Origin of the sequence: Nocardia concava NBRC 100430, from assembly GCF_000308815.1 — a bacterium.
In the GTDB taxonomy this organism is placed as follows: Bacteria; Actinomycetota; Actinomycetes; order Mycobacteriales; family Mycobacteriaceae; genus Nocardia; species Nocardia concava.
The window spans coordinates 81,049-107,367 of record NZ_BAFX01000101.1 but is presented as its reverse complement, the minus strand read 5'-3'; the positions used below and the strand labels follow the sequence as shown (position 1 = coordinate 107,367).

The window sequence follows — 26,319 nt, the reverse complement described above, 5'->3', positions numbered from 1 at the left end:
ATGTGAGCCTAGTCACGTCGGGTGGTGGGCATGGCGTTGGCTGGATGGTTGCCCTATCGCGTCGCGGCCGCGGATGATCTCGGCCTGCCGGTGGCGGGCGCGGGTAGCGTGGCTGGGGTTGGTGTTCGCGCGAGGATTCCGGGAGACGACACGGGCATGCATGTGCATCGGTGGTGGGAAGATGTCGTGGTGGCGCACGGCCGATTGCCGCTGGCATGCCTGCTGTTCGGGTTCATCATCGGATTTCTGCTGATTCGAATCAGCGTGCGGCTCATCCGCAAACAGGTGCGCTGGTGGCCGGGGAATGTGCGGGCGGGTGATGTGCACATCCACCACATGGTGTTCGGTGTGATCCTGGTGCTGGGCTCCGGGATGGGCCTTGTCGCGCTGTATCAGAGCAGCGTCGGCGTGATCAGCGCGCTGGCGGCGGTTTTCGGTGTCGGCGCGGCGCTCGTGCTCGACGAGTTCGCGCTCATCTACTACCTGCGCGACGTGTACTGGGAGGAGCAGGGACGCACTTCGGTGGACGCGGTGTTCGTGGCCATCGCGGTTACGGGCTTGCTGCTGTTGGGTTTTCATCCGCTGTGGCTGCTCGACATCGGCAATGTGCGCGATTTCCGGCAGGATCCGAACGTGCCCGAGCGGCTGTTCACGATCACCTTCGCCCTGGTGAATCTGCTGCTCGCGGCGATGGTCATCGCCAAGGGCAAGATTTGGACCGGTCTGTTCGGCATGTTCTTCCCGCCGCTGCTGGTCATCGGCGCGCTGCGGCTGAGCCGTCCCGGCGCACCCTGGGCGCGCTGGCGCTACGGGGAGGGGCTCATGCGCCGCGCTATGCGCCGCGAACGCCGCTACCGCCGTCCGGTCATTCGCGCCAAGATCTTCGTGCAGGATCTGCTCGCGGGTAAGCCCGATGCCGAACACGTGCTGCGCGCCGCCGAGGAGGAATTGAGCCGCACGGTGGTCCCGGCCCCGCCGGCGCCGCCGCCGTCGGCCCATCTGCACCTGATCACCGGCAGGATGTTCGGGGAACCCCGGCCCGAGGAGTCCGAGACCGTCGACCGACCTCAGCAACCGGCTGATAGCTAAGTAGTTGCTGACTGGGGATCGGCGTGCCAGTGTTGATCCATGGGCTACGTTGTCGGCGACTACCTGCTCGATCGGCTCCAGCAACTCGGCGTCACCGAGATCTTCGGCGTCCCGGGCGATTTCAACCTTCAGTTCCTCGACCACGTCATCGCGCACCCGGATATCCGGTGGATCGGCAGCGCCAACGAGCTGAACGCGGGCTATGCCGCCGACGGTTACGCCCGCCTGCGCGGCATCGGCGCGGTCGTCACCACCTACGGAGTGGGCGAGTTGAGCGCGGTCAACGCCATCGCGGGCAGCTACGCCGAGCACGTGCCCGTGGTGCACATCGTGGGCGTCCCGGCCAAGGACATCCAGGCCCATCACCGCGTCATCCACCACACCCTCGGCGACGGCGACTTCCACCACTTCCGCCGCATCGCCGCCGAAGTCACCTGCGCGCAGGCCGATCTCGGCGCGGCCGACGCCTGCCAGGAGATCGACCGGGTGCTGAATTCGGTGCGCGTGCACCGGCGGCCGGGATACCTGATGCTGGCCACCGATACCGCGCGCCTCGAGGTGTCCCGGCCCGCGACACCGCTGGCCCCGCCCGCCGACTTCTCCAGTGCGGGAGCGCGGGCGGCCTTCGCGGCGGCGGCCCGGGAATTCCTGGGCGGCCGCCGGGTCACGGTGCTGGCCGACATCTTCGTCGACCGGGTCGGAGCGACCGACCGGTTGCGCACCCTGGTCGGCCCGTCGGCGGGTCAACCGCACGGCCTCCCGCACGCCACCCTGGCCTGGGGCAAGACCGTGGTCGACGAATCCGCCCCGAACTTTCTCGGCATCTACACCGGCGCGGCCTCGCCGCCGGAGGTCCGCGCCGCCGTCGAGGACGCCGAACGATTGGTGACCGTCGGCGTGCAGTACACCGACAGCATCACCGCCGGATTCAGTCAGCGCATCGATCCCCGTCGGACCATCGACATCGGCCCGGAGCGCACCGTCATTGGGGGAGTGGAGGCGTTCGCGCCGCTGTCCCTGACCGCCGCCCTGGAGATCCTCACCGAACTCGCCACCGAATTCGCCCCGGCCGCAGCACTTCCCGCCCACGCGGACCCCGCTTTCGCCGAACCGTTCGCCGCCGACGCCCCGCTCACCCAGGCGGCTCTGTGGCCGCTGGTCGCCGAGGCGCTGGGCAATAACAACATCGTCGTGGCCGATCAGGGATCGGCCTTCTTCGGCCTGGCCACCCTCCGCATGCCGACCGGCATCACCTTCCTCGGCCAGCCACTGTGGGGCTCGATCGGCTACGCCCTCCCGGCCGCCCTCGGCGCGGGCATCGCCTGCCCCGACCGCCGCGCCGTGCTGGTCATCGGCGACGGCGCCGCCCAGCTCTCGATCCAGGAACTCGGCACCTGGATCCGCGAACAGATGAACGGCGTGATCATCCTGGTCGACAACAACGGCTATGCCATCGAACGCGCCATCCACGGCCCCGACGCGCCCTACAACGACATTTCCCCGTGGCGCTGGGCCGAATTACCGCATGCCTTCGGCGGTGACGCCGAATCGGTCCTGACTTTGCGCGCGACCACCATCGGCGAATTGCGGGAATGTCTGAAAGCCGCAGCGGCGGAGCAGGACCGACTGGTCTTCCTGCAAGTCGTCACCGGAACGACCGATTATCCGCCGCTGGTCTCCGATATCGCGTCCGCGCTCACTCGCGCGAACACTCGGTCATGATCTAGTAGGGCGTCGGCTTCAGGGAATCCATCGAGTAGCCGAATTGCCAGGTCTGGTTTTCCTTGGAATTGAACCTGTACACGATCGGGTCCGGGTATCTCCCGGCGTCCAGCGAGAGCGTCCCCTCATTCCCGTCGTACGAGTGCAGCCCGGTGCCCAGGCCCGAGAGCAGGCGCGTCGGGTACGCGAACGCCCACGCCGTGCAGTACCCCGCCGAAGCGCTGGGCGCCACCAGCGCGCAACCGGTCCCATTGGGACTCGAGTTCAGCGGCGCGGCCAGCAGATAGGTATTGCCGAAGCCATCGTTGATCTCGATGGTGTACTGCGCGCCCACGCTGGCCCACCCGATATTCCAATGGCAATTCGGCGGCAGGGTCTTATTCACGTAAACGGCCAGCTTGGGAACGAAACTCGGTCCCGATTGCGTGGCGCACAGCACGTTCGGATTCGCGCCGCCGGTCTTGGTATTCACGATCAGCATGTTCTTGAACTGATAGGGCTCGCCCATTGATCTGACTTCCTTCGCGGACGCGGACATACCCATCCGCGCCTCAGAGTTCCCGAGCACACCGAAACCCCGCGCCTCATGCTACTACCGCCCCCGCCGAATATTTTCTCGATTACCAAGTGGCATATCGTTTTTCGTATTCCCGACCCCACTATTTGTCGACCGGTCGGTCGGTCGCGCCCCGGCTGGGCCGACTAGGCTGTGGCCGGGCGGTGGTGCGCGGTCTGCCCCCGATTCACGCCTCGATCGATCGGTCTGGCACAATACTCGGGTTGCCTTGGGCGTAGTCATGCCCGGGCACCGCCCAAATTATCCGGAGCACGAACCGGTCGAGCGCCCCTCGCGGGGTCAGCCGCCAGGTTCCTCTGTTCGCGCGAACTCCAATAAGGACGGAAATGAACACCCTCGACTTCGTCGACGCAAGCTCGCTGCGCAGCGACATCCCGGACTTCCGCCCGGGTGACACGGTCAACGTGCACGTGAAGGTTATCGAAGGCAACAAGGAGCGCATCCAGGTCTTCAAGGGCGTCGTCATCCGCCGCCAGAACGGTGGCATCCGCGAGACCTTCACCGTGCGTAAGGTCTCGTTCGGTGTCGGCGTGGAGCGCACCTTCCCGGTGCACAGCCCCAACCTCGACAAGATCGAGGTCGTGACCCGCGGTGACGTGCGTCGCGCCAAGCTGTACTACCTGCGCGATCTGCGCGGCAAGGCCGCCAAGATCAAGGAAAAGCGCTGAGGTAGCAACCGCCCCGACCGAGTCGGGAACGGTTCTCGCAGTATCCAACTGTCGGCTCGCCGACGCCGAGTAGCCCGGCACCGCATGGTTCTTCGCGGTGCCGGGCTACTCTGTTCCGGTGGCAGACGAGAGCGAGTCGGTGACGATGTCTGGTTCGGGCGATGACAACGGGGCAGCCCCCGAGACCCCCCAGCCGAAGCCGAAGAAGAAGCAGCGCCCGTTCTGGCAGGAGCTTCCCATCCTGGTCGGTTTCGCGGCGCTCATCGTGGCGCTGCTGGTGACCTTCATCGGCCGGCCCTACGTGATCCCCTCGCAGTCCATGGAACCCACGCTGCACGGCTGCGCGGGCTGCACCGGCGACCGCATCTATGTGGAGAAACTGAGCTACTACTTCGGCGATCCGCAGCCGGGTGACGTGGTGGTCTTCGTCGGACCGACCAGTTCGTGGAACAGCCACTACAAGTCGATCCGCTCCTCCAACACCGTGGTTCGCGGCATGCAGAACTTCCTGTCCTTCTTCGGCCTGGTGCCGCCGGACGAGAACGATCTGGTGAAGCGGGTCATCGCGGTCGGCGGTCAATCGGTGAAATGCTGTGACGCGCAAGGGCGGGTCATGGTCAAGGACAACACCCCCGGCGCCGAGTGGAAGTCGCTCGACGAGCCGTACGTGAAGTTCAACAACCCCTTCAATCCGGCGCAGCCCGACATCCCCTTCGGTGCGGGCCGCGCCTTCCCCGAGGTCAAGGTGCCCGAGGGCAACCTGTGGGTGATGGGCGACAACCGCGCCGAATCGGCCGACTCCCGCTACCACATGACCGATGAGCTGCAGGGCACCGTTCCGGTCAAGGACGTGCGCGGCAAGGCCGTGTTCAAGATCTGGCCGCCGAGCCGGATCGGTCCGGTCAAGTCGCAGGACCCCCAGTAGCAGTGGGGACCGCGGGATAATCGATCGGTGGGGAAGATGGCGAGCGGTGCCGCGGCACCCGGCGGAGGCCGGAAACCGCGCGGCGGCAAGAAGATTCAGCGGATCGACCGCGGTGACTGGCCGCCGCGCGTGGTCATGCGCCCGGCCGGCGGGCTACGCACGCTCGAGGCCGCGCTGATCCGCGGCGGGCTGGGGCCGGTCGCGGGCGTGGACGAGGCCGGGCGCGGCTGCTCGGCCGGGCCGCTGGTGGTGGCCTCGTGTTTGCTGCCGCCCAAGGCGTACACCTCGCTGGCCGGTCTGGACGACTCCAAGAAGCTCACCGAGAATGCCCGCGAGCAGCTGTTCCCGATCGTCAAACGGGTGGCGCTGGCCTGGTCGGTGGTGGTGATCCCGGCCTGGGAGATCGACGCCATCGGCATCCACGTCGCGAATATCGAGGGCATGCGCCGCGCTGTGGCCGGGCTCGATCCGGTGCCCGGATACGTGCTCACCGATGGCTTCCGGGTGCCCGGGATTCCGGTGCCGAACCTGCCCGTGATCGGCGGCGATGCGTCCGCAGCGTGCATCGCGGCGGCCAGCGTGCTGGCCAAGGTGACCCGGGATCGCATGATGGTCGAGATGGATCGGCAGTACCCGGGGTACGGTTTCGCTGCCCACAAGGGTTACAACACACCGGAGCACAATGAGGCGCTCACCCGCCTCGGCATCACCCCCGAGCACCGTCGGTCCTGGCGAAACGTCCGGGAGACCGGCCGAGTGGCTACCGACACGGCGTATGCGGGATGATGTCTCTACACCCAGTTGGGCGACAAGGAGGACGTTCCACCCGATGAGCGCCGAGGACCTCGAGAAGTACGAAACCGAGATGGAGCTATCCCTGTACCGCGAGTACAAGGACATCGTCGGCCAATTCTCGTACGTGGTGGAGACCGAACGTCGCTTCTACCTCGCCAATTCTGTCGAACTGCGTCCGCAGAACGCCGATGGCGAGGTGTATTTCGAGGTGCGGATGTCGGATGCATGGGTATGGGACATGTACCGGCCCGCGCGCTTCGTGAAGCACGTTCGCGTCATCACCTTCAAGGACGTGAATATCGAGGAGCTGGAGAAGACCGACCTGCGGCTTCCGGAGTAATCCACAGCCGCGGTTTTATCCACAGCTTCACCGTTTTCCCAGGTCGGCATGGCCGGGTCCGTCGCGGGCCCGGCCATGCTGGCTCTCATGGCACAGCATGTGGCGCTGGGAGCGCAGGGGGAGGAACTGGCCGCGCGGTTTCTGCGTGAGGCCGGGATCGAGATCGTCGACCGCAACTGGCGGTGTCGGTCGGGGGAGATCGACATCATCGGGCGCGACGGTGAGGTCACCGTCTTCGTCGAGGTGAAGACCCGTCGAGGGCTGACCTGCGGGCCGCCCCAGGAGGCCGTCACCTACCTCAAACAGCAGCGCATCCGCACCGCCGCCCAATTCTGGCTGCGCGAACAACCCGGCCCCTGGCGCCGCGTCCGCTTCGACGTCGTCGCGGTCCTGCTGCGCCACGGCCGCGACCCCGAGATCCGCCACCTGAAGGCGGTGTTCTGACATGCCCCTGGGACGCGCGTATTCGGTGGCCGTCAACGGCGTGGAAGGCCAACTCGTCGAAATCGAAGCCGACATCGGCCAGGGCCTCCCCTCGGTCCACCTCGTCGGCCGCCCCGACACCACCCTCCAGGAATCCCGCGACCGAGTCCGCGCCGCAGTCACCAACTCCGGCGAAAAATGGCCCGACGGCCGCGTAATCCTGGCCCTCTCCCCAGCCACCCTCCCCAAAGTCGGCTCGGTTTATGACCTGGCCCTCGCGGGCGCGGTCCTCGACGCCGCCGGAGTGATCCCCTCGAACCGGCTCGCCGAATCGGTTCTGCTGGGCGAATTGGCTCTGGACGGCCGCGTCCGCCGGGTGCGCGGCATCCTCCCCGCAGTCCTGGCCTCGCGGACGGCGGGCCGTCGCACCGTGATCGTCCCGAGCGACGCCTTGCCCGAGGCGGGCCTGGTGGATGGCATCCGAGTACTCGGCGCGTCCACCCTGATCGAACTGCTGGACTGGCTGCGAGGCGGGGGCGAGCTCGCCCGCCCGGAGCCGATGCAGGCCCCGGCCCCGCCGTCGATCGGCGATCTGCGCGAGGTCGTCGGCCAGGACGAGGCCCGCTGGGCCCTGGAAGTGGCGGCGGCGGGCGGCCACCACCTGCTCTTGACCGGTCCTCCGGGCATTGGAAAAACCATGCTGGCGCAACGCCTTCCGGGCCTCCTGCCGCCACTGCGCGAGCGGGATTCGCTGGAGGTCACCGCGATTCACTCGGTTGCGGGCACCCTGTCTGACGACGCTCCGCTGGTCACCGCGCCACCATTCGTGGCCCCGCATCACTCGTCCTCGGTGACCGCGATGATCGGCGGCGGCTCGGGATCGGCCCGCCCGGGCGCGGTGAGCTGCGCCCACCGCGGCGTCTTGTTTCTCGACGAATGCGCCGAGATCGGCACCAAGGTCCTCGAGGCCCTGCGAACTCCCTTGGAGGAGGGCGAGGTTCGCATCGCCCGCCGCGATGGCGTCTCCCGATTCCCGGCCCGCTTCCAGCTGGTGCTGGCGGCCAACCCGTGCCCCTGCGCGCCTGCCCGCGATATCGATTGCATCTGTGCCCCTTTGGCGCGCCGCCGGTATCTCGGCAAGCTCTCAGGCCCGCTCATGGATCGAATCGACCTGTCGGTGCAGATGCACGCCCAAGCGGCCGGGGCCTTCACCGGCGACGAAGTCGAGAGCAGCGAAACGGTCCGGGTCCGGGTGGCGGCCGCTCGTGAAGCCGCGCGAAAACGCTGGGCCGAGATCGGCATGTCGACCAATGTCGAGGTGCCCGGACATGTTCTCCGCCAACGCTTCCGGCTGCCGCAGGAGGCTCTCGCACCGGTGGAGAACGCCCTCCGCCACGGCCGCATGTCGGCCCGCGGCGCGGACAGGGCGATCAGGGTCGCCTGGACCGTTTGCGACTTGCGCGGCGGCGACCTGCCCAATGCGCAGGACGTATTGCAGGCCTTGAGCTTTCGACAGCGAGGTGGAGCATGAGCGAGGCAGCGAACAGCGCTGATCCGACGGGCCCTACCGGCGACGATGACCGGTCGATCTCGGATCCCGGGCCGGCGTGGGGTGAGAGTCCAATTCCTTTCGTCGATGCCGGAACGGATTTCGAGACCGGCGCCGGTGCGGCCGGTGCAGCCGCGACCGAACTGGGACGGACGAACGCTCCCGTCAGTGAGTTCGGGCGGGGGTCCGGGTGGACCGGTGCGATGCACGACGAGAAGGCCACTGCGGGCGCGATGGCGGGTGGCCGTGATGCGGATGAGCGGCGGTTGGCTTGGGTGTATTTGTCTCGGGTGGTGGAGGGGCCGTGTGCGGCGTTGTCGGGGTTGATCGAGTCGGTGGGGGTGGTGGAGGCGGCTCGGGCGGTGCGGGAGTGTGCGTTGCCGGAGGTGTTGCGCGGGCCTACGGAGTTGCGGAGGGGGATTGATAGGGCGGAGAGGGATTTGGCGCATATCGAGCGGTTGGGTGGGCGGGTGGTTACGCCGGATGATCCGGAGTGGCCTGCTTGGCGATTGTTGGGATTGGGGCAGTTGGATTCGGGGCAGGATGCGGATGCGGCGGTGCCGTTGGTGTTGTGGGTGCGGGGGAAGCGGTCGTTGTTGGAGACGACCGAGCGGGCCATCGCGGTGGTGGGGGCTCGGTGCAGTAGCGGGTATGGGAATCACGCGACCGGGGAGATCGCGGGGGAGTTGGCGGCGCGGGGGTGGACGATCGTTTCAGGAGCCGCGTTCGGCATCGATGGGATGGCTCATCGGGCCGCGCTGGCGGTCGGCGGGATGACGATCGCGGTGCTGGCTTGCGGGCCGGATCGGCCGTATCCGGTGCAGCATGATCAACTGCTGGCCGAAATCGCCGATACCGGGCTGGTTGTCACCGAGTACCCGCCCGGGACCTCGGCTCGGAAGCATTACTTTCTGGCCCGGAACCGGCTGATCGCCGCGCTCGCCGACGGGGTTGTCGTGGTTGAGGCCGGGGTGCGCAGCGGGGCGCGCAATACCGTGAAATGGTGTCGGCGCCTTGGACGTCCGGCGATGGCGGTGCCGGGGCCGATCACGTCGGCGGCGTCAGTGGGGTGCCATCGGATGATCCGGGAAGGCGAGGCGTTCATCGTGACCCGGGCCGAGGACATTCTCGATGAGGCTGGGCCGCTGCGACTTTCGCTGCCGGGCACGGTGCCGCCCAGCCCGGAGGACAACCTCTCCGACGACGAAGCGCTGGTCCTCGCCGCGCTTCCACGCACCGGCTCCCGCTTGCCCCGCGGGGTGAGCATCGATACCGGACTGCCGCTGCCCGCAGTCCGGGCGACCTTGTCCGCGTTGGAGATCGCGGGCTTGGTCGCCTGTGACGGCAATGGCTGGTACCGCACGAATCCACCGGCCACCGCACCCGGCGTCATCGTGACCGCCCATGAGCACAATCAGCGCCGCCCATGAGTACCAACGTCACTGCCCACGAGCACACCGCCCACAGGCGCCAACGTCACCGTCCATGTGCGCCAATATCTCCGCCTGCGAGCGCCAACGTCACCGCCAGGAGCGCTTCGGCGATAACGTCCGCGAGCCTGCGGATTGGGCAGGCCCGCAAGACGTTGCCGCGCAGTCGGTCCGAGCCGTCAGTCGGGCAGGCCCGCCAGGCGGTGCGGCGCCAGGAGTTCGGCGACCGTTTCCGGCGTCAGCAGGCCGAGTTCGGTGGCGACGTCGGCGACGGGTTGGCCGGTTTGCAAGGCGTGCTTGGCGATTCGGGCGCTGGCGGCGTAGCCGATGTGGGGGGTCAGGGCGGTGACGATGCCGATGGAGCGGTGGACGCCCGCGGCGAGGTGGTCGCGGTGGGCGGTGATGCCGTTGACGCACTTGGTGGCCAGGGTGTCGGCGGCGGCGGTGAGGTGCGCGGTGGTGCGCAGCAGGCTGTGGGCGATGATCGGCTCGAAGGCGTTGAGCTGGAACTGGCCGCCCTCGGCCGCCATGGTGACGGTCAGATCGGCGCCGATGGCCTCGAAGGCGATCTGATTGACGGTTTCGGGGATGACCGGGTTGACCTTGCCGGGCATGATCGACGAGCCCGCCTGCACCGGGGGCAGGGTGATCTCGCGCAGGCCCGTAATCGGGCCGGAGGACATGAGGCGCAGATCGTTGCAGGTCTTGGACAGTTTCACCGCCACCCGCTTGAGGATGCCGGAGACCTGGACGAACGCGCCGCAGTCCTGGGTGGCCTCGATCAGGTTCTCGGCCGGAACCACCTGCTCACCGGTGAGTTCGCTCAGCCGCGCGCAGGCCAGCGCCGGATACAGCGGATGGCCGTTGATACCGGTGCCGATGGCGGTACCGCCAAGATTGACCTCGTGCAACAGCGCGGTGCCCTCCGCCAGCCGGGCGCAGTCCTCGCGCAGCATGATCGCGAAGGTGGCGAATTCCTGCCCGAGAGTCATAGGCACGGCATCCTGCAACTGGGTGCGGCCCATTTTCAGGACGTCGGCGAATTCGGCGGACTTGCGGTCGAATTCGCCCGCAAGCCGCTCCATGGCCGCGGCCAGTTGCCGAATATGCTGGATGACAGCGAGTTTCACGGCGGTCGGGTAGACGTCATTGGTGGACTGACCGAGGTTCACGTGATCGAGCGGATCGAGTTCGGAGTAGGCGCCGCGCTCGTGCCCGAGCAGCTCCAGCGCGCGATTGGCGATGACCTCGTTGGCGTTCATATTGGTCGAGGTCCCCGCGCCGCCCTGGATCGGATCGATGGGGAACTGGTCGTGCAGTGCGCCGCCGCGGATTTCGGCGCAGGCGGCCTCGATGGCCTCGCCCCGGCGGTCATCGAGCAGGCCGAGTTCGCGATTGGCGAGGCAGGCGGCCTGCTTCACCGCGGCCAGGGCGGTGATCAGCGCCGGATAGTTGCCGATGCGCTCGCCGGAGATGGCGAAGTTGTCCAGGGCGCGGGCGGTGTGCACACCCCAGTAGGCGTCCCGGGGTACGTCGAGCGCGCCCAGCGAATCGTGTTCGGTGCGGGTTTCGGTCATTGTCGTCTCCATGCGATCGGCTTGTGGCTGGCAGGGATTGGGATTTCAGTCGGTGAGTTCGCCGAGCAGATTGGTGGTCATCCACCGGCGGAGTTCGGCCGCGGGGAGTCCGAGGTCGGCGAGGTGGGCGAGCTTGGCCAGCGCGGCCTCCCGCGTCATATCGCCGCCCCCGATGGCGCCCGCGGCGAGCAGCGCGCGTCCGGGCTGGTACCGGCCCAGGTCGACGGTTCCGCTGTCGCAGTGGGTGATCAGCACGACGGGCGTGCCGCGCTCGGTCGCCTTGCCGATGGCGGCGACCGTGGTCTCGGACACCGGCATGGTCCCGGCGCCGTAGCACTCCAGCACCACGCCGCCGTGGTAGATGCGCAGCGCGGCATCGAGCAGATCGGTGTCCATGCCGGGAAAGACCGTGAAAAGGCCGACCGGAGGCGATGTTTCGCCCCCATGCACCGCGACCGGATGCGCGACCGACGCCCGCGGCGGGGTGAGCGGACGCACGGTGGTGAACCCGTCGTACCCGTCGCAGCTGCGCTTGCTCGCCCGCACCGCCGGATGCAGCGCCGACCCGAAGGCGATGAAGACGCCCGCGGCGGGTTGGGTGGCAATCGAATTCAAGGCCAGCATCAGGTTGTCCCCGGCATCGCTGGCGGGCAGTCCCAGCGGGATCTGCGCGCCGGTCAGCACCACCGGAACCGGAATGTCGTGCAGCTCGAACGCGATTCGCGCGCCCGCGTAGGCCATGGTGTCGGTGCCGTGGATGACGATGACGCCGTCGGGCGGGGTCACTCCGAGCCCGGCGCGCACCCGCTCGGCAATCCGGCGGGCGGTGTCAGGATCGGCGTCGGCGCTGTCGATGACCCGCTCGAGTTCGTTGTAGCGGAACTCCACCGGGATCCCGAACCGGTCGGTATAGGCGTCGATCAGGTCGGCGATCTCGCCCCCGATCCCGGCGCGCGGGCGCAGCCCGTCACCGCCGTCGACCATGCCGAAGGTGCCACCGGTGTACAGGATCGCGACCCGCAGCGTCGAAATATCCTGTGCCACAGTGCTGGACGCGGCGCCGGTCATAGGGCGGACTTCCCGTCCGTCGTGAGCACCGTGGCATCGAGCCGCCCGCGCACCCGGTACCAGCCCGCCACCATGGCCGCGACCACGCCCAGGAACGCCACCAGCGTGATGCGCCCGACCTCGGCGTCGAAGAACATCAGCACCACGACCGCGCCCAGGAAGCCGAGGGTGAGCACATTGAGCACCGGCGCGAAGGGCAGCCGGAACTCCGGCCGCGTGTACTCGCCTCGCTCGGCGCGGCGCACGAAGATCCAGTGGCAGACCATGATCGAGGCCCAGGTGCCGACGATGCCGAGTCCGGCCAGGTTCAGCACGATCTCGAAAGCCTGCTGCGGCACCACCAGATTCAGCACAACGCCCGCGATGCCGACCGCGCTGGTGATGAGGATGCCGCCGTAGGGCACGCCCCGGCCGTTCATCCGCGCGGCGAACCGCGGTGCGGTCCCGGCCACCGCCATCGACCGCAGCGTGCGGCCGGTCGCGTACAGGCCCGCGTTCAGGCTCGACATGGCGGCGGTGAGCACCACCAGGTTCATGACGTCACCGGCGTGTGGCACACCGATTTTGCTCATCACCGTGACGAACGGACTCTCACCGGACGAGTACGCCGTCCACGGCAGCAGCAGCGTGAACAGCACCACCGAACCGGCGTAGAACAGCACGATCCGCCACATGATGGAGTTGACCGCCTTGGGCACGACCGCCCGCGGGTTGTCGGATTCGCCCGCGGCGACGCCGATCATCTCGGTGCCGCCGAAGGCGAACACCACGCCCAGCGCGATGGTCAGCATCGGGGCCAGCCCGCGCGGGAAGATGCCGCCGTTGTCGGTGATGGTGGACAGGCCCGGGGTGTGCCCGCCGATATCGGTGCCGGTGACGATGAATCCGATTGCCACCAGCATGAACACGATGATGGTGCCGACCTTGACCAGCGCGAACCAGAATTCCAGTTCACCGAACAGCTTGACCGACACCACATTCAGCCCGACCACGACGGCCAGCGCGATCAGCGCGAGCACCCACTGCGGCACCGGCACGAAGAACGACCAGTAGTGCACGTACAGCGCGACCGCGGTGATGTCGGCGACCAGGGTGGTCGACCAATTCAGGAAATACAGCCAGCCGACCGAGTAGGCGCCGCGCTCGCCGAGGAATTCGCGGGCGTAGGAGACGAACGCGCCGGACGAGGGCCGGTACATGACCAGTTCGCCCAGTGCCCGCACCACCATGAAGGTGAAGATGCCGCAGACGATGTAGACGATGGCCAGTGACGGGCCGGCCAGGGCCATGCGGCCGCTGGCGCCCAGGAACAGGCCGGTGCCGATGGATCCGCCGATGGCGATCATCCGCATGTGCCGCTTGCGCAGCTGCTTCTGATAGCCGAGATCGCCGATGTCGATCCGCTCCGGCGAGCCGGTCGGGGCCGGGGCGGACGTCGCCGCGGCGTCGGTGTGCGCTGCCGCTGTGCTGATGTCCGCTGTCGCGGCGCTGGTGTGCGCCGCGGACGGCGGTTGGTCGAGCTGCATGGGAAACCTTCCTCGGGCCGCATCCAGCCTCCGCGAGCGGGTGGAGAGCGCTCAGGCAGTAAGGCTGTCAGGCTGTAAGACAGGTGAACCGTAATTGGCGTCACAATCGCTGTCAATGGCCCGCCGGATCACCCGTGGGAAACGCGGCGCGAGCGTTTTGCGCGGCTCGAGCCGGGGCGCCCATACTGGTCGCGTGACTGTCGAAGAAGGACGTGTGCAGCGCATCGGCGCTACGGAGGCGGTCTTTCGTCGACTCAAGAGCCTGATCACCAGCGGTGAGTACGCGGTCGGCGACCGCATGCCCGGCGAGATCGCCCTGGCCAAGGAATTCGGCGTGAGCCGCCCGGTGGTGCGGGAGGCCCTGCACGCCTGCGCCATTCTCGGCCTCACCGAAACCCGCAGCGGCCGAGGCACTTTCGTCATCTCCGCCAAGGAGAACGCGCGGCTGACCTTCGCCGGCATCGAGGCCGGGGACCTGATCGAGGCCCGCCGCCTGGTGGAGATCCCGGCCGCCGGTTTCGCCGCCGAGCGCCACACCCCCGAACAGCTCGAGCAGCTGTTCACCCTCCTGGACAAGCTGGCCGCCACCACCGATGCCCGCGAATGGGTCCGCCACGACGGCGAACTGCACACCGCGATCGCCGCGGCCAGCGGCAACAAGATGCTGACCTCGATGGTCGCCGACACCCGCCGCGCCCTCGACGTCCAATCGGAATTCCTCAACCTGACCCAGGACCGCCGCGCCGACTCCGACCGCGAACACGAGGCCATCGTCCGCGCCATCCAGGCCCGCTCCCCCGAAGAAGCCCGCCAGGCCATGTCCGAACACCTCGAACGAGTGGCCGAGACCCTGGCCCGCATCGACGGCTGACGGCGCCGGTATCGCGGACCGGATCGGCGTTGTCGGCGAGGGCGCTTGCCTTGGGGGTGAATTCGGGTCAGCGTGAGGGGATGAGTGAGCTGCCCGAGGATTTGGAGGCGTTGCTGGTCGAGTATGGGCGGCATCTGCGGTTGGGGCGGAATCGGTCGGAGCATACGGTGCGGGCGTATGTGGGGGATGCGCGTGGGTTGTTGGAGCATCTGCTGAATCGGGCTGTGGATTCCGGTGTGGGGGAGGTGGATCTGCAGTTGTTGCGGTCGTGGTTGGCGTCGCAGGCCGCCGGGGGAGCGGCGCGGACCACGATGGCTCGGCGGGCCTCGTCGGCGCGGACGTTCACGGCGTGGCTGACGCATACCGGGCGGCTGGCGGTGGATCCGGGGCCGCGGCTGGGGTCGGCGCGGGCGCATCGGGTGTTGCCGTCGGTGCTGGGGAAGGAGCAGGCGCGGGCGGCGATGGAGGCGGCGGAATCGGGGGCGGCGCAACGGGATCCGATGGCATTGCGGGATCGGCTCATCGTCGAGATGCTGTACGCCACCGGGATCCGGGTGAGCGAGCTGTGCGGGCTGGACATCGAGGATGTGGATCGGGAGCGGCGGCTGGTGCGGGTGCTCGGCAAGGGGAACAAGGAGCGGGCGGTGCCGTTCGGCGGGCCCGCCGAACAGGCGCTGGAAGGCTGGCTGCGGTTCGGGCGCTCGGCCCTGGCCACGCCGGAGTCGGGGCGGGCGCTGTTGCTCGGTCGCCGGGGTCGACGGATCGATCCGCGGCAGGCCAGAACCGTTGTGCACGAGGTGGTTTCGGCCATTCCCGGTGCACCGGATATGGGGCCGCACGGTTTTCGGCACACCGCCGCCACCCACCTGCTCGAGGGCGGGGCCGACCTGCGGGTCGTGCAGGAGATCCTGGGCCACGCCAGCATGGCCACCACTCAGCTGTACACCCACGTGTCGATCGATCGGCTCAAGAAGGTGCACGACCAAGCCCACCCGCGCGCCTGATGGATATCCCCGATTCGGTCGAACTGCTGCCCGGCGCCGCGGATTCGCCCGTGGTGCTGCATGTTCCGCATTCCGCGCGCACGATTCCGGAGCCGGTCCGCGCGGATCTGCTGCTCGACGACCGGGCCCTGGACCGTGAACTCGACGCCATCACCGACGCGCACACGGCGCAGTTGGCCGCCGAGGCCGCCGGTCTATCGGCCAAGCGGCCCTGGCAATTCGTGAACCGGCTGTCCCGGCTGGTCGTCGACCCGGAGCGCTTCCCCGACGAGCGCGAGGAGATGCTGGCGGTCGGCATGGGAGCGGTGTACACCGCCACCACGGACCGCGAGCCGCTGCGCGAGCCGGACTTCGACCCGAATCCCTTGCTGGACAGCTACTTCCATCCGTACGCCCGGGCCATGACGGAGGTGGTCGCAGACCGGCTCGCCGCCGTCGGTCAGGCCGTCATCATCGACGTGCACTCCTATCCCACCGAACCCCTGCCCTACGAGCTGCACGGCGAAGGCCTCCGTCCGCCGATCTGCCTGGGCGCGGACGCCTTTCACACCCCGCCCGAACTGCTCACCCGCGCGGCCGGGGCCTTCGTGGATTTCGGCGGTGTCGGCGCCAACAGCCCGTTCGCGGGAACCTATGTGCCCCTGGATTTCTACGGCACCGACGCGCGGGTCTCCGCGCTGATGGTGGAGATCCGCCGGGATCTCTACATGTCCGAGCCCGGCGGCCCGCCCGGTCCCGGAATAAATCGGCTGGCCACGGCGCTGGCATCGCTCATCAGCGGAATCCCATGATCAACGGCATATCGAAATCGTATCGACGACCTATCGGAATTCGTGCTAGCGTCACTTAGGTAATCCTAATAATGGAGGTGGCACTTTGGCACGCACACGGACGACGCTGGTGGTCCAGAACACGATCCGCCTGACCGATCACCTGATCCGGGTACGGCTCGGCGGTCCCGGTTTCGCAGCCTTCCAGCCCAACGATTTCACCGACGCCTACGTCAAACTCGTCTTCCCCGGCCCCGACGGCGACACTGTGCGCACCTACACGGTTCGCGAGGTGGACAGGGCGGCCCAGGAGATCGCCATCGACTTCGTCTACCACGGTGACGAGGGCGTGGCCGGTCCGTGGGCGGCCGCGGCCGAGCCCGGCGACAGCATCGAGCTGATGGGCCCCGGCGGCGCCTTCGCGCCGCGCCCCGATGCCGACTGGTATCTCCTGGCCGGCGACGAGTCCGCACTGCCCGCCATCGCCGCGGCCAGCGAGGCGCTGCCCGGCGATGCCGTCGGTCAGATCTTCGTCGAGGTCGGCGGCCCGGCCGACGAACTGTCCTTCGCCCATCCGGAAGGCGTGGAGCTCACCTGGATTCACCGCGGCGACGCCGAACCGGGCGAGCGACTGGCCTCGGCCGTCCGATCCGCGCCGTGGCGCGAGGGGCAGGTGCAGGTCTTCATTCACGGTGAGGCCCAGGCCGTCATGCACAACCTGCGCCCCTACATCCGCAAGGAACGCGCCGTCCCCGCCGAATGGGCATCCTCCATTTCCGGCTATTGGCGTCGCGGCCGCACCGAAGAGGGTTTCCGCGCCTGGAAGTCCGAGCTCGCCGCAAGCGAGAAGGCCGCTCCCGCAGGCGTTTAGGCGATCCGCTCGGCCATCCTGGATCCCCGACGCGCTGCGAAAAATGGTCGACGCGAGCGGTTTGCCGCCGTACCGTGCCGGTCATGACCATCGAGATCCAGCCGCTGCGTGACCGTTTGCGCGCGGCGCTGCCCGCCGCGATGAAGTCTCGCGACCGCCCTGCCACGGCCGCACTGCGCTCGGCCCTCGGGGCCATCGACAATGCGGAAGCGGTGGACGGTTCGGAGGTGCGAGCCGGGGCCATCGAATCCAGTGCCGTCGGTCTCGGCGCGGCCGAGCGCGCCCGCCGCGATCTGACCGAAGCCGAGATCGCGGCCATCGTCCGTGCCGAGATCGACGAGCGGCTCACCGCCGCAAAGGAATACGAGTCGCTCGCCAGCGGCGCCGACCGCGCCGCCACACTGCGCGCCGAAGCCGCCGCCCTCGCCGCCCACCTGGGCGAGGGCTGAGATCGCGTCGCTCCGCCCGCCTCAGCGCGGGCGGAGCGTTCCGATATAGCGGCGGGCGAACCAGCGCTGGATGAGGCGGACGATCGGGCCCCCGAGGCGGACGTACCAGGCGCCGGGATTGGAGAAGGCCGCGATGACGCCGTACACCGCATCGTCGGCGGGGTCGTACTCGACAGCGAACAACTCCTCTCCGATCTCCGGATGCCCGGGCAGCGTGCCGTAAGCGAAGCCCCGCTTATCCGGCTCATCGAGTACATAGACGACCCGGCACGGCGCATCGATCCCGATGGGCCCCAAACCCAACCGCACGGTCAGATGGGTCCCGACCCGCACGCGCGGGGTATCGGCCCACTTGAAGATCCCGGTGTCCCGCTGTATCCCGTAGTCGAGGATGTGTTCGGCAGCCTGCTCGAAAAGCGCCCGCCCGGAACCGATTCGGAGCCGCAACCGGAAATGGTCGTATCCGGGCGGAAACTCACCCTGGGTCGCGCCCGCATCGGGATAGGTGAACGGCACGTCGGCGGACTCCTGCGACATACCCACATCCTCCCGCCGTCCCCATCACCCCGACAGGCCGGGACGCTGTGATCCCGCTCCCGGCCCGGATGTCAGCGGTTTCAGGCGGATCGGGCCGCGCCGCAGCAAGCCCAGCGGGTCGACATATTCGCGATCCCGGCGCGCACCCCAGTGCAGACACGGCGAGCACGGCGCATGCCCCTCCTCCAGCACACCGATCGGAGTACCGCGAGTCAGCCTGCGCCCCACCGCAATCGACGCGACAACCGGCTCATACGTAGTCCGCGACCCACCCGGATGATCGATGGACACCACCGGCTTCCCAGCCACCAACCCGGCGAACACCACAATCCCGTCCCCGGCCGACAACACCGCCTGCCCCCGCACACCCGCCAGATCCACCCCGCGATGCCCGGGCAGCCAATCGTGCTCGGGTTTGTCGAACACCCGCACCACCGCCGGACGCGGCACCAGCGGCCAGCCGTACGCACCCACGGGCACATCCTGGTCCGCAGGCGCGCCCCGGCTCGGAGCCGCCAAACCGACCACACACAGTGCGGCCAGGCCGACCACGCACGGCGCGGCCGCTAGTACTCGCGTGAACCCGGTCGGGATCGTTGTGTGTACCGGCGTCGCGACTTTCGTGCGCGCCCCCATCACGGTCGACGGGCAGGCCGCGACCGGGAGTGGTGCGCGCCAGGCAGCGCGAATTCTGCTCCCCGCGTTCGGAAGTCTCCTGCGTCCCGCGGCCGGAATCGTCCTGTGCGCGGTGGCGAGGAGTGTCCGGCGTGATGTGCTCGGGCGGGCGGCCGGTGGGGGATCTGTGGTCCTGCGAGAGCGTGGTGGAGGGTCAGGACGGTGGGTGAGCAGGGGCATGGGATCAGGGTGCGCGCTCGGATTCGCGGGCGGGATAGCGTGTGCGGCGAGTGTGGATGACACGACGGTTGTGAACAGGGCCGAGGCCAGTCGTGGGTCGCTGCGAATGCCGCTCGGACGTGATGGAGGACGCCTGCGATGAGCTCGTCGGAGGAACCGGAGTCGGGGATCGATTATCGGTTCACGCTGGCCAATGAGCGCACGTTCCTGGCGTGGATGCGGACCGCGCTGGGCCTGCTGGCCGGTGGGGTGGCGGTGCACGAGTTGGTGCGGCCGTTCCGGCAGCACGGGCTGCGGAGTGCGGTGGCGATGAGTTGCATTGTGCTGGCAGCGATTATCGCGGTGGGCGCGTACGGGCGGTGGCGGCATGTGCAGTCGGCGATGGAGCGGGGAGATCGGCTGCCGCACACGGTGATGGTGCCGATACTCGCCTTCGGCATCGCGGTCATCGCGGTGCTGGCCAGCTTCGGGTTGTTGCTGGCATGACCAGCCCCGAGGCCGGGCTGGCGGCCGAGCGGACCGCGCTGGCGTGGCGCCGGACCGCCATCGGCTGTATGGCGAATCTGCTGTTGTTCGTGCGCGTCGCGTTCACCAGTGAGTGTCGGCCGGTCGCGGTCCTGGCGTTCGTCGCCATGGTCGCCCTGGCGGTGGTCACCGTCGTCTGTGTGCGCCGCAGCGCCGTGCTGCATTCGCATCGAAAAGGCAACTGGAGCAATGGAAGACGCTCCATCACCGCCTTCGCCGTCGCGATCGGCGCGGTGGTGGCGACCGCCCTCGCGATCTCGGTCGCCTATGCGCTCTCGGTGGCCTGACGCGGATTCGCGAGCGAGTAGTGCACCATCGGCCCGAGCACCCCGGGCACGCTCTCGAATGCCCGCATGCCCAACCGCTCGATCAGCGCGATCGACGCCGCGTTGCCTTCATCGATCTCCGCCAGCACGCGGTCGCGCCCGAGCACCTCGAACGCGTAGTCGACCACCGCCGTGGCCGCCTCCAGCGCCAGCCCGCGCCCCTGATGCTCCGGATCGAGGCTGTAGACGACCTCGAGCTCCGGCCCGCCGTCGAGTCGCCGCAGTCCGGCCGTGCCGATCAAGTCCCCGGCCCCGATCAACCCCTCGTCCCCGATCAACCGCAGCCCCCAAATCCCGAAATTCGAGGCAGCGAAATCCTTTTCGGAATTCACGATGATCTCGGTCACTTCCGCGTCGCTCAGCACCTCCCCGTCGAGCAGGAATTCGCGAACTTCCGGCTTCCGCAACAACGCCGACAACGCGTCCTGATCGTCCGCGCAAAGCGGTGTCAGTACCAGCCTCCCGGTCCGCAGCATCCGTCCACGCTAAGCCCCTGACCTGCGCATCCGCACCCCCATTTCCCCGACCCCCGGGGCCGATTTCGGTCTGGGCCCACCGCTGCGTAAACTGGGTCAGCGGTTTGCGTGAACGCGAACCGACTTCGCGCGCCCACAGTGAGTGTCGCCGGCTGGTCCCCCTGAATTTTTCTCGGAGGGTTCCGGTGGCCGTGAGCGCCAGGGCAGGGATCGCCGATTCCTGTGTCAACCAGCAACGAGAGGAAGTTACGGAGCCATGGCTGTCGTAACAATGAAGCAGCTGCTCGACAGCGGCGCGCACTTCGGTCACCAGACCCGCCGGTGGAACCCGAAGATGAAGCGGTTCATCTTCACCGACCGCAACGGCATCTACATCATCGATCTGCAGCAGACGCTGACCTACATCGACAAGGCCTACGAGTTCGTCAAGGAGACCGTTGCCCACGGCGGCACCGTCCTCTTCGTCGGCACCAAGAAGCAGGCCCAGGAGTCGATCGCCGCTGAGGCGACCCGCGTCGGCATGCCCTACGTGAACCAGCGCTGGCTGGGCGGCATGCTCACCAACTTCTCGACCGTCCACAAGCGGCTGCAGCGACTGAAGGAGCTGGAGTCGATGGAGCAGACCGGCGGTTTCGAGGGTCGCACCAAGAAGGAAATCCTCATGCTGACGCGTGAGAAGAACAAGCTGGAGCGCACCCTGGGCGGCATCCGGGACATGGCCAAGGTTCCCTCGGCCATCTGGGTTGTCGACACCAACAAGGAGCACATCGCCGTCGGCGAGGCTCGCAAGCTGAACATCCCGGTCATCGCGATCCTGGACACCAACTGCGATCCCGACCTGGTCGACTACCCGATCCCGGGTAACGACGACGCGATCCGCTCGGCCGCGCTGCTGACCAAGGTCGTCGCGTCCGCCGTCGCCGAGGGCGTGCAGGCTCGTGCCTCGCGTGCCGCCGGTGACTCGAAGCCCGAGGCCGGCGCCGGCGAGCCGCTCGCCGAGTGGGAGCAGGAGCTGCTCGCGCAGGCCGCCCCCGCCGCCGAGGCTGCCCCGGAGACCGCTGCCGAGGCGGAGCTGAAGGAAGACCCGGCCACCAAGACCCCGGCCGACTTCTGATCCACCCGCCGCGAGGCATCTGTTCACCTTGCCGACCGTTCATTTGAATGTGCACTGCCGGTCGAAAACGGTCGGCAAGGTGTGACACCCACAGACTTTCACTCACAAAGGGAGGCTCGCCCGAGATGGCGAACTACACCGCCGCCGATGTGAAGCGGCTCCGCGAGCTCACCGGCTCCGGCATGATGGACTGCAAGAAGGCGCTCGAGGAGAACGCGGGCGACTTCGACAAGGCCGTCGAGTTCCTGCGCATCAAGGGCGCCAAGGATGTCGGCAAGCGCGCCGAGCGCGCCACCGCCGAGGGCCTGGTCGTCTCGCAGGACGGCGTCCTGATCGAGATCAACTCCGAGACCGACTTCGTCGCCAAGAACCAGGAGTTCCAGGACGTCGCGAACGCCATCGTGGCCGCCGCCGCGAAGGCCCGCCCGGCCGACCTGGACGCCCTGAAGGCGCTGGACGTCGACGGCAAGACCGCCGACCAGGTGCTGCAGGAGCTGGCCGCCAAGATCGGCGAGAAGCTCGAGCTGCGCCGGGTCGCCGCGTTCGACGGCCAGACCACCGTCTACCTGCACAAGCGTGCCACCGACCTGCCGCCGTCCGTCGGCGTGCTGATCGAGTACACCGGTGACAATGCCGAGGCCGCCCGCGCCGCCGGCATGCAGGTCGCCGCCCTCAAGGCCAAGTACCTCACCCGCGAGGACGTCCCGGCCGAGCTCGTCGCCAAGGAGCGCGAGATCGCCGAGGCCACCGCCAAGGAAGAGGGCAAGCCGGAGGCCGCGCTGCCGAAGATCGTCGAAGGCCGCGTCAACGGCTTCTACAAGGATGTCGTGCTGCTCGAGCAGGCCTCGGTCACCGACTCCAAGAAGACCGTCAAGGCCCAGCTGGACGAGGCCGGTGTCACCATCACCCGCTTCGCCCGCTTCGAGGTCGGCCAGGCGTAATCGCCTGAAAACTCGAAAAGGCCCCTCGCCCATCGGATTCCGATGCGCGAGGGGCCTTCTCTTATCCCTGCCCGGGTCTTGATCGGCTAGGTGGTCGGGGGCGGGCAGGAGACTCCGTAGGCCACGCTGCCGGTGATCTCGATCAGCCCGGCGACGAGAGTGCCCAGGGCGCTGCTCTTGGCGGGGTTGCAGGGGACGTATCCCAGGGCCATCGGCAGGTCCAGCAGGCCTGCGTTGCGGCTTCCGGTCGAGGAGAGTGAGGCCGAGCCGAGGGCGGAGCCGGAGACCGGGCCGAGCAGGGTGTCGCTGCTGCCGGGGCTACCCGCACCCTCCACGGCGATGTCGCTCGTGGTGCCGGGCGAGTAGGGGGCGAGGGGGATGTCGGCGGCTGCCGGGCCCGCGGCGGTGGCGAGGGCCGCCGCGAGGGTGAGGGCCGCGAATCCCGTTCGGGCTGCGCCGGTTTTGGAGAGCATGGGCGCAGATCGTATTTGAAATCTGCGTGTTTCAAACTTGATCGCTGCCCCGAATTACCGGGGCAGCGTCGAGATGCCGGGTGATTGCCGGTTACTCCGCCGGGCGGCTCTGGAGGGGTGTCAGCTGGTGGATGTCGTGCTTGAGGCGGAGTTCGGAGATGAGGTCGGGGGTGGCCTCGCCGGAGAGCAGGAGCTCGCTCAGCTCGGCGAGGTACTTCTCATGGCCCGAGGGGGTGACCATGAAAAGCATTTTGGCGGTGGTGGTTCCGGGGTTGTAGAAGGCGTGCGGGCAGCCCGCCGGGACGTACATGAAGCTGCCGGGACCGCCGCGGTAGACGGTGGTGCCGTCGGCGGCCTCCCAGGTGAGCCAGTCGCCGATGGCCTTGGCCTGCGGGTGGAAGGCCAGCAGGTTCAGTTCGCCCTCGACGACGTAGAAGATCTCCTCCGCGTGCCCGTGCCAGTGCGCGCCGACATCGAAACCCGGTGGGACCTCGGCTTCGAAGGCCGACCAGGCGTCCGAGCGGTCGGCGCCGAGCTTCATGGTCATGGTGGGCTGGACCTTGTCGCCCGCGCCGGGCGGCAGCAGCAGGCCGTCGGCGGCCAGGAGTCCGTCGGTCATGGTGTGCTCCTCAGAGTTTCCAGTCGGTGTGGGCGATCCACGCCTCGAGGGTCATCAGTTCGGGCAGGTCGGCGCGCAGGGCGGCCAGGTCGACGGGCGGCTCGGGGTGGGAGTTGAAGTAGGCGAACATCTTTCCCACCTGCTCGTCGAAGGCGCGGATCTGCTCGACCGGGACCTGGACGGTGCGCGGGGTCAATCCGGCTGTGCGAGCGAAGGTTTCGGCGATCTGGACCGGCGTGAGGGCATCACCCGCGAGATCCACGGTGCGACCGATGAACTCGCCCGGACGCTCGAACGCCACCGCGGCGAAGCGGCCGATGTCCTCGATGGCGACCAGCGGCATCGGCTGCTCGGGCGGCACCGCGAGCGCCAGTACCAGGTTGTCGCCGTCACGAACCGGCTTGCTGTAGGTCGCGAAGTTGTCCATGAAGGACACCGGCCGCAGCATGGTGGCGGGCAGGCCGAGCGCGCGAATGTGGTTCTCGATGTGCTCTTTCGCGTCGTAGTACTCGATGCCCGAGCCCGCGCCGACCCCGCGCAGGGAGCTGTAGACCAGGTGCTCGATACCGCTCTTGGCGGCCAGGTCGGCGACGGTCTTGCCGCGCCGCTCCTCGGCCGCGATGGCGTCGAGGCTGATGTGGACGCCCTCCATCATGGTCAGCATGAGGAAGACGCCGTAGGCGCCGTCCATGGCCGCGCGCAGCGATTCCTCGTCGTCGAGGTCTCCGGTCACCAGTTCGGCGCCCGCCTCCCGCAGGCGCACCGCCGCGGGCGCCTCCGGGTTCCGGACGAAAGCCCGCACGGGCCAGTTCTTCTCGAGCAGGGCGCGGGCGGCGGCGCTGCCTTGCCGTCCGGTTGCTCCGATGACCAATACCGGTCCGTGTGCCTCGTTCATGTGGTCGCTCCCGTCGCGTGGATCTGAAACGACGGTAGGAAGCCGGGCGCGAACCTGTCCTGGTGGCGATACTGCTAGGCACCAATCTGTACAGGGGGATGGCGAAATGGTAAGCGGCAAAGGCACTTCTACTCCGGACGGTGCGTCCGGGTCCGCCTCGCGGCACGCGCAACTGGGCGAATTCCTGCGCGCGCAGCGGGCCCGATTGCAGCCGGGGGATGTGGGACTCACGCCGTACGGCGATCCGTCCCGCCGCCGCACGCCCGGCCTGCGGCGCGAGGAGGTCGCCGAGCTCTCGGGCGTGGGCCTGACCTGGTACACCTGGCTGGAGCAGGGCCGGGAGGTGGAGGCCAGCCGGCAGGTCATCGACGCCCTGGCCCGGACGCTGCGTCTGGATCCCGATCAGCATCGCCATCTGCGGTTCCTGGCCGGGCTCTCCGATCCGGAGGACCAGCGCGCCACCGCCGACCGGGATCGGCTGCAGCGGCTCGTGGACGCCGTCATGCCCAATCCGGCCAGCGTGTACGACGAGGGTTTCGATTATCTGGTGTGGAATCGCGCCTACGTCCGCGTCCGCGACGATCCGCTCGATCTGCCGCCGGGGCGTCGCAATCTGCTCTGGATGATGTTCACCGACAAGACGAATCGGATGCGGATGACGCATTGGGAGGGCGCCGCGCTGGCGGTGCTCAGCCAGTTGCGCGATGCCCTGGGCCGTCGTCCGAGCGATCCGCGGCTCACCGAACTGGTGGCCGAGTTGATCGCGGCGAGCCCGGAATTCCGGCACTGGTGGTCGGAATATCCGGTACGCCGGTTTCGTCCCGCGACCATCGGGGTACGGCATCCGCGCGCCGGATTGATCGAACTCGAGGTGTTCCAGCTGCGCCCGGTGGAGAATCCGTTGCTGCTCATGGTGGTCCAGGTGCCCGCCACGCCGGTGGCGGCCGAGCGAATCGCCGGGCTGCTGGCGGCGGAATGAGGGGTCGGATTGTCACGAATCGGGAGGCGGTATCGAGGGTCGGGTCACCGTCGTGACCGGTCGTGAGGCAGGATAGATGAAGCTTTGTAGCCGTCCCGTGCAATTCGTCGGCCGGGATGGTCTTTTCATGTGCCCGCGCACATTGCCCCACCAGACGCTCGATTGCACCGCCGAGACAAGGAGACCGATGACGGACCCGGATACCGCCCCCGATCGCAAGGGCTATCGCCGAGTGCTCCTCAAGCTGGGTGGCGAGATGTTCGGCGGAGGCCGGGTGGGTCTCGATCCCGATGTGGTGCAGATGGTCGCCGAGCAGATCGCCGAGGTCGTCTCCGAGGGCGTCCAGGTGGCGGTCGTGATCGGCGGCGGCAACTTCTTCCGCGGCGCCGAGCTCGAGGAGCGCGGCATGGAGCGGGCCCGCTCCGACTACATGGGGATGCTCGGGACCGTTATGAATTCCCTTGCGCTGCAGGACTTCCTGCAGAAGCAGGGCATCGACACCCGGGTGCAGACCGCCATCACCATGGGCCAGGTCGCCGAGCCGTACCTGCCGCTGCGCGCCAAGCGCCACCTGGAGAAGGGCCGCGTCGTGATCTTCGGCGCGGGTATGGGCATGCCCTACTTCTCGACCGACACCACCGCCGCTCAGCGCGCGCTGGAGATCGGCGCGGAAGTGGTGCTCATGGCCAAGGCCGTGGACGGCGTCTACACCGCGGATCCCAAGGAGGATCCCGACGCCACCATGTTCACCGAGATCACCCACAAGGAGGCGTTGGAGCGCGGCCTCAAGGTCGCCGATGCCACCGCCTTCAGCCTGTGTATGGACAACCAGATGCCGATGCTGGTGTTCAATTTGTTGACCAAGGGAAATATCGCCCGCGCCGTCGCCGGTGAGAAGATCGGCACCCTGGTCCGGTCGTGACCG

General features: G+C 68.2%; 30 protein-coding genes. 20 read left to right on the top strand and 10 right to left on the bottom strand.

Annotated elements, in window-relative coordinates:
* Window positions 1-156 precede the first annotated feature (156 nt).
* Both ON43_RS23885 and ON43_RS23880 read left to right on the top strand, forming a co-directional pair.
* Window positions 157-1,089, top strand: coding sequence for a hypothetical protein (locus ON43_RS23885; RefSeq protein WP_051179054.1), 933 nt, complete (start codon window positions 157-159; stop codon window positions 1,087-1,089).
* A gap of 39 nt (window positions 1,090-1,128) precedes the next feature.
* Window positions 1,129-2,811 carry an alpha-keto acid decarboxylase family protein gene (locus ON43_RS23880; RefSeq protein ID WP_040810966.1) on the top strand — a complete coding sequence of 561 codons (1,683 nt, stop codon included), beginning with the start codon at window positions 1,129-1,131 and terminating at the stop codon, window positions 2,809-2,811.
* A 1-nt stretch (window position 2,812) separates the two neighbouring features.
* Here ON43_RS23880 and ON43_RS23875 read toward each other — a convergent pair whose 3' ends face one another.
* Window positions 2,813-3,319, bottom strand: a complete 507-nt coding sequence (locus tag ON43_RS23875; RefSeq protein ID WP_157514158.1) for a hypothetical protein — start codon at window positions 3,317-3,319, stop codon at window positions 2,813-2,815.
* A 395-nt stretch (window positions 3,320-3,714) separates the two neighbouring features.
* On the opposite strand from ON43_RS23875, the gene rplS reads away from it, so the two are divergent.
* From rplS to dprA, 7 genes are all read left to right on the top strand, one after another.
* Window positions 3,715-4,056, top strand: coding sequence for a 50S ribosomal protein L19 (rplS, locus tag ON43_RS23870; RefSeq protein WP_033086110.1), 342 nt, complete (start codon window positions 3,715-3,717; stop codon window positions 4,054-4,056).
* A 145-nt stretch (window positions 4,057-4,201) separates the two neighbouring features.
* Complete coding sequence (gene lepB, locus ON43_RS23865; protein WP_083913662.1) at window positions 4,202-4,981, top strand: signal peptidase I; 780 nt, start codon at window positions 4,202-4,204, stop codon at window positions 4,979-4,981.
* A gap of 27 nt (window positions 4,982-5,008) precedes the next feature.
* Window positions 5,009-5,767, top strand: a complete 759-nt coding sequence (locus tag ON43_RS23860) for a ribonuclease HII (RefSeq protein WP_281033334.1) — start codon at window positions 5,009-5,011, stop codon at window positions 5,765-5,767.
* Window positions 5,768-5,810: 43 nt separating this feature from the next.
* Entirely contained in the window at window positions 5,811-6,116 is a 306-nt protein-coding gene (locus ON43_RS23855) for a DUF2469 domain-containing protein (RefSeq protein WP_019929973.1), read from the top strand.
* An 87-nt stretch (window positions 6,117-6,203) separates the two neighbouring features.
* Entirely contained in the window at window positions 6,204-6,560 is a 357-nt protein-coding gene (locus tag ON43_RS23850) for a YraN family protein (protein WP_040811012.1), read from the top strand.
* Window position 6,561: 1 nt separating this feature from the next.
* On the top strand, window positions 6,562-8,070 hold the full coding sequence (locus ON43_RS23845) for a YifB family Mg chelatase-like AAA ATPase (RefSeq protein ID WP_040810963.1): 1,509 nt from the start codon (window positions 6,562-6,564) through the stop codon (window positions 8,068-8,070).
* A 251-nt stretch (window positions 8,071-8,321) separates the two neighbouring features.
* Window positions 8,322-9,518, top strand: a complete 1,197-nt coding sequence (gene dprA / locus ON43_RS23840) for a DNA-processing protein DprA (RefSeq protein WP_083913668.1) — start codon at window positions 8,322-8,324, stop codon at window positions 9,516-9,518.
* A gap of 179 nt (window positions 9,519-9,697) precedes the next feature.
* On the opposite strand, the gene ON43_RS23835 is transcribed toward dprA, so the two are convergent.
* From ON43_RS23835 to ON43_RS23825, 3 genes are read right to left on the bottom strand one after another with little or no spacing between them, the layout of a single operon-like run.
* The gene (locus ON43_RS23835) at window positions 9,698-11,095 is read right to left on the bottom strand and encodes an aspartate ammonia-lyase (RefSeq protein WP_218003347.1); all 1,398 of its coding nucleotides are present in this window, start codon (window positions 11,093-11,095) and stop codon (window positions 9,698-9,700) included.
* A 45-nt stretch (window positions 11,096-11,140) separates the two neighbouring features.
* Window positions 11,141-12,163, bottom strand: coding sequence for an asparaginase domain-containing protein (locus tag ON43_RS23830; RefSeq protein ID WP_051179052.1), 1,023 nt, complete (start codon window positions 12,161-12,163; stop codon window positions 11,141-11,143).
* Window positions 12,160-13,689 (bottom strand): amino acid permease, encoded by a 1,530-nt coding sequence (locus ON43_RS23825; RefSeq protein ID WP_083913660.1) that lies wholly within the window; start codon window positions 13,687-13,689, stop codon window positions 12,160-12,162. The genes ON43_RS23830 and ON43_RS23825 overlap by 4 nt, the downstream gene beginning before the upstream one ends.
* Window positions 13,690-13,882: 193 nt before the next feature.
* On the opposite strand from ON43_RS23825, the gene ON43_RS23820 reads away from it, so the two are divergent.
* The 5 genes from ON43_RS23820 to ON43_RS23800 all read left to right on the top strand — a co-directional run bounded on the left by ON43_RS23820 (window position 13,883) and on the right by ON43_RS23800 (window position 17,654).
* Window positions 13,883-14,560: a FadR/GntR family transcriptional regulator gene (locus ON43_RS23820; protein WP_040810961.1), complete on the top strand. Its 678-nt coding sequence runs from the start codon at window positions 13,883-13,885 to the stop codon at window positions 14,558-14,560.
* 80 nt (window positions 14,561-14,640) lie between these two features.
* A complete protein-coding gene (locus tag ON43_RS23815; protein ID WP_040810960.1) occupies window positions 14,641-15,564 on the top strand; it encodes a tyrosine recombinase XerC in 924 nt (307 codons plus the stop codon).
* The gene (locus ON43_RS23810) at window positions 15,564-16,355 is read left to right on the top strand and encodes an N-formylglutamate amidohydrolase (RefSeq protein ID WP_040810959.1); all 792 of its coding nucleotides are present in this window, start codon (window positions 15,564-15,566) and stop codon (window positions 16,353-16,355) included. The genes ON43_RS23815 and ON43_RS23810 overlap by 1 nt, the downstream gene beginning before the upstream one ends.
* Window positions 16,356-16,440: 85 nt before the next feature.
* Window positions 16,441-17,205: a siderophore-interacting protein gene (locus ON43_RS23805; protein WP_040810958.1), complete on the top strand. Its 765-nt coding sequence runs from the start codon at window positions 16,441-16,443 to the stop codon at window positions 17,203-17,205.
* Window positions 17,206-17,288: 83 nt separating this feature from the next.
* Window positions 17,289-17,654, top strand: coding sequence for a GatB/YqeY domain-containing protein (locus tag ON43_RS23800; protein WP_051179065.1), 366 nt, complete (start codon window positions 17,289-17,291; stop codon window positions 17,652-17,654).
* A 21-nt stretch (window positions 17,655-17,675) separates the two neighbouring features.
* Here the strand turns inward: ON43_RS23800 and ON43_RS23795 are convergent, their stop codons facing one another.
* Window positions 17,676-18,191 carry a DUF1990 domain-containing protein gene (locus ON43_RS23795; protein ID WP_040810956.1) on the bottom strand — a complete coding sequence of 172 codons (516 nt, stop codon included), beginning with the start codon at window positions 18,189-18,191 and terminating at the stop codon, window positions 17,676-17,678.
* A gap of 24 nt (window positions 18,192-18,215) precedes the next feature.
* Complete coding sequence (locus ON43_RS23790) at window positions 18,216-18,827, bottom strand: M23 family metallopeptidase (RefSeq protein ID WP_083913658.1); 612 nt, start codon at window positions 18,825-18,827, stop codon at window positions 18,216-18,218.
* 357 nt (window positions 18,828-19,184) lie between these two features.
* Here ON43_RS23790 and ON43_RS23785 point away from each other — a divergent pair, with 357 nt between their 5' ends.
* Window positions 19,185-19,532, top strand: a complete 348-nt coding sequence (locus ON43_RS23785; protein ID WP_040810955.1) for a YidH family protein — start codon at window positions 19,185-19,187, stop codon at window positions 19,530-19,532.
* Window positions 19,529-19,858 carry a DUF202 domain-containing protein gene (locus ON43_RS23780; RefSeq protein WP_040810954.1) on the top strand — a complete coding sequence of 110 codons (330 nt, stop codon included), beginning with the start codon at window positions 19,529-19,531 and terminating at the stop codon, window positions 19,856-19,858. The genes ON43_RS23785 and ON43_RS23780 overlap by 4 nt, the downstream gene beginning before the upstream one ends.
* Here ON43_RS23780 and ON43_RS23775 read toward each other — a convergent pair.
* Complete coding sequence (locus ON43_RS23775; protein WP_051179051.1) at window positions 19,837-20,373, bottom strand: GNAT family N-acetyltransferase; 537 nt, start codon at window positions 20,371-20,373, stop codon at window positions 19,837-19,839. The two genes, ON43_RS23780 and ON43_RS23775, sit on opposite strands and share 22 nt — an antisense overlap.
* A 256-nt stretch (window positions 20,374-20,629) precedes the next feature.
* Between ON43_RS23775 and rpsB the strand changes: the two genes are divergently transcribed.
* Together rpsB and tsf are read left to right on the top strand one after the other, a co-directional pair.
* Window positions 20,630-21,487, top strand: coding sequence for a 30S ribosomal protein S2 (rpsB, locus tag ON43_RS23770; protein ID WP_040810953.1), 858 nt, complete (start codon window positions 20,630-20,632; stop codon window positions 21,485-21,487).
* Window positions 21,488-21,612: 125 nt separating this feature from the next.
* Window positions 21,613-22,428: a translation elongation factor Ts gene (tsf, locus tag ON43_RS23765; RefSeq protein ID WP_040810952.1), complete on the top strand. Its 816-nt coding sequence runs from the start codon at window positions 21,613-21,615 to the stop codon at window positions 22,426-22,428.
* Between the two features lie 86 nt (window positions 22,429-22,514).
* On the opposite strand, the gene ON43_RS23760 is transcribed toward tsf, so the two are convergent.
* From ON43_RS23760 to ON43_RS23750, 3 genes are all read right to left on the bottom strand, one after another.
* Window positions 22,515-22,901, bottom strand: a complete 387-nt coding sequence (locus ON43_RS23760) for a hypothetical protein (RefSeq protein WP_040810951.1) — start codon at window positions 22,899-22,901, stop codon at window positions 22,515-22,517.
* 91 nt (window positions 22,902-22,992) lie between these two features.
* Window positions 22,993-23,520 (bottom strand): cupin domain-containing protein, encoded by a 528-nt coding sequence (locus ON43_RS23755; RefSeq protein ID WP_040810950.1) that lies wholly within the window; start codon window positions 23,518-23,520, stop codon window positions 22,993-22,995.
* Window positions 23,521-23,530: 10 nt separating this feature from the next.
* On the bottom strand, window positions 23,531-24,415 hold the full coding sequence (locus ON43_RS23750) for an NmrA/HSCARG family protein (RefSeq protein WP_040810949.1): 885 nt from the start codon (window positions 24,413-24,415) through the stop codon (window positions 23,531-23,533).
* Window positions 24,416-24,521: 106 nt separating this feature from the next.
* Between ON43_RS23750 and ON43_RS23745 the strand changes: the two genes are divergently transcribed.
* Together ON43_RS23745 and pyrH are read left to right on the top strand one after the other, a co-directional pair.
* Entirely contained in the window at window positions 24,522-25,394 is an 873-nt protein-coding gene (locus ON43_RS23745; RefSeq protein WP_051179050.1) for a helix-turn-helix transcriptional regulator, read from the top strand.
* A gap of 187 nt (window positions 25,395-25,581) precedes the next feature.
* Window positions 25,582-26,316, top strand: coding sequence for a UMP kinase (pyrH, locus tag ON43_RS23740; protein WP_040810948.1), 735 nt, complete (start codon window positions 25,582-25,584; stop codon window positions 26,314-26,316).
* Window positions 26,317-26,319: the final 3 nt, after the last annotated feature.

Excerpts from the sequence above, each read along its gene's own strand:
- ON43_RS23885 (WP_051179054.1), top strand. The coding sequence starts at position 157 with ATGCATGTGCATCGGTGGTGGGAAGATGTCGTGGTGGCGCACGGCCGA.
- ON43_RS23880 (WP_040810966.1), top strand. The coding sequence starts at position 1,129 with ATGGGCTACGTTGTCGGCGACTACCTGCTCGATCGGCTCCAGCAACTC.
- ON43_RS23875 (WP_157514158.1), bottom strand. The coding sequence starts at position 3,319 with ATGGGCGAGCCCTATCAGTTCAAGAACATGCTGATCGTGAATACCAAG.
- rplS (WP_033086110.1), top strand. The coding sequence starts at position 3,715 with ATGAACACCCTCGACTTCGTCGACGCAAGCTCGCTGCGCAGCGACATC.
- lepB (WP_083913662.1), top strand. The coding sequence starts at position 4,202 with ATGTCTGGTTCGGGCGATGACAACGGGGCAGCCCCCGAGACCCCCCAG.
- ON43_RS23855 (WP_019929973.1), top strand. The coding sequence starts at position 5,811 with ATGAGCGCCGAGGACCTCGAGAAGTACGAAACCGAGATGGAGCTATCC.
- ON43_RS23850 (WP_040811012.1), top strand. The coding sequence starts at position 6,204 with ATGGCACAGCATGTGGCGCTGGGAGCGCAGGGGGAGGAACTGGCCGCG.
- ON43_RS23845 (WP_040810963.1), top strand. The coding sequence starts at position 6,562 with ATGCCCCTGGGACGCGCGTATTCGGTGGCCGTCAACGGCGTGGAAGGC.
- dprA (WP_083913668.1), top strand. The coding sequence starts at position 8,322 with ATGGCGGGTGGCCGTGATGCGGATGAGCGGCGGTTGGCTTGGGTGTAT.
- ON43_RS23835 (WP_218003347.1), bottom strand. The coding sequence starts at position 11,095 with ATGACCGAAACCCGCACCGAACACGATTCGCTGGGCGCGCTCGACGTA.
- ON43_RS23830 (WP_051179052.1), bottom strand. The coding sequence starts at position 12,163 with ATGACCGGCGCCGCGTCCAGCACTGTGGCACAGGATATTTCGACGCTG.
- ON43_RS23825 (WP_083913660.1), bottom strand. The coding sequence starts at position 13,689 with ATGCAGCTCGACCAACCGCCGTCCGCGGCGCACACCAGCGCCGCGACA.
- ON43_RS23815 (WP_040810960.1), top strand. The coding sequence starts at position 14,641 with ATGAGTGAGCTGCCCGAGGATTTGGAGGCGTTGCTGGTCGAGTATGGG.
- ON43_RS23810 (WP_040810959.1), top strand. The coding sequence starts at position 15,564 with ATGGATATCCCCGATTCGGTCGAACTGCTGCCCGGCGCCGCGGATTCG.
- ON43_RS23800 (WP_051179065.1), top strand. The coding sequence starts at position 17,289 with ATGACCATCGAGATCCAGCCGCTGCGTGACCGTTTGCGCGCGGCGCTG.
- ON43_RS23795 (WP_040810956.1), bottom strand. The coding sequence starts at position 18,191 with ATGTCGCAGGAGTCCGCCGACGTGCCGTTCACCTATCCCGATGCGGGC.
- ON43_RS23790 (WP_083913658.1), bottom strand. The coding sequence starts at position 18,827 with ATGGGGGCGCGCACGAAAGTCGCGACGCCGGTACACACAACGATCCCG.
- ON43_RS23785 (WP_040810955.1), top strand. The coding sequence starts at position 19,185 with ATGAGCTCGTCGGAGGAACCGGAGTCGGGGATCGATTATCGGTTCACG.
- ON43_RS23780 (WP_040810954.1), top strand. The coding sequence starts at position 19,529 with ATGACCAGCCCCGAGGCCGGGCTGGCGGCCGAGCGGACCGCGCTGGCG.
- ON43_RS23775 (WP_051179051.1), bottom strand. The coding sequence starts at position 20,373 with ATGCTGCGGACCGGGAGGCTGGTACTGACACCGCTTTGCGCGGACGAT.
- rpsB (WP_040810953.1), top strand. The coding sequence starts at position 20,630 with ATGGCTGTCGTAACAATGAAGCAGCTGCTCGACAGCGGCGCGCACTTC.
- tsf (WP_040810952.1), top strand. The coding sequence starts at position 21,613 with ATGGCGAACTACACCGCCGCCGATGTGAAGCGGCTCCGCGAGCTCACC.
- ON43_RS23760 (WP_040810951.1), bottom strand. The coding sequence starts at position 22,901 with ATGCTCTCCAAAACCGGCGCAGCCCGAACGGGATTCGCGGCCCTCACC.
- ON43_RS23755 (WP_040810950.1), bottom strand. The coding sequence starts at position 23,520 with ATGACCGACGGACTCCTGGCCGCCGACGGCCTGCTGCTGCCGCCCGGC.
- ON43_RS23750 (WP_040810949.1), bottom strand. The coding sequence starts at position 24,415 with ATGAACGAGGCACACGGACCGGTATTGGTCATCGGAGCAACCGGACGG.
- ON43_RS23745 (WP_051179050.1), top strand. The coding sequence starts at position 24,522 with ATGGTAAGCGGCAAAGGCACTTCTACTCCGGACGGTGCGTCCGGGTCC.
- pyrH (WP_040810948.1), top strand. The coding sequence starts at position 25,582 with ATGACGGACCCGGATACCGCCCCCGATCGCAAGGGCTATCGCCGAGTG.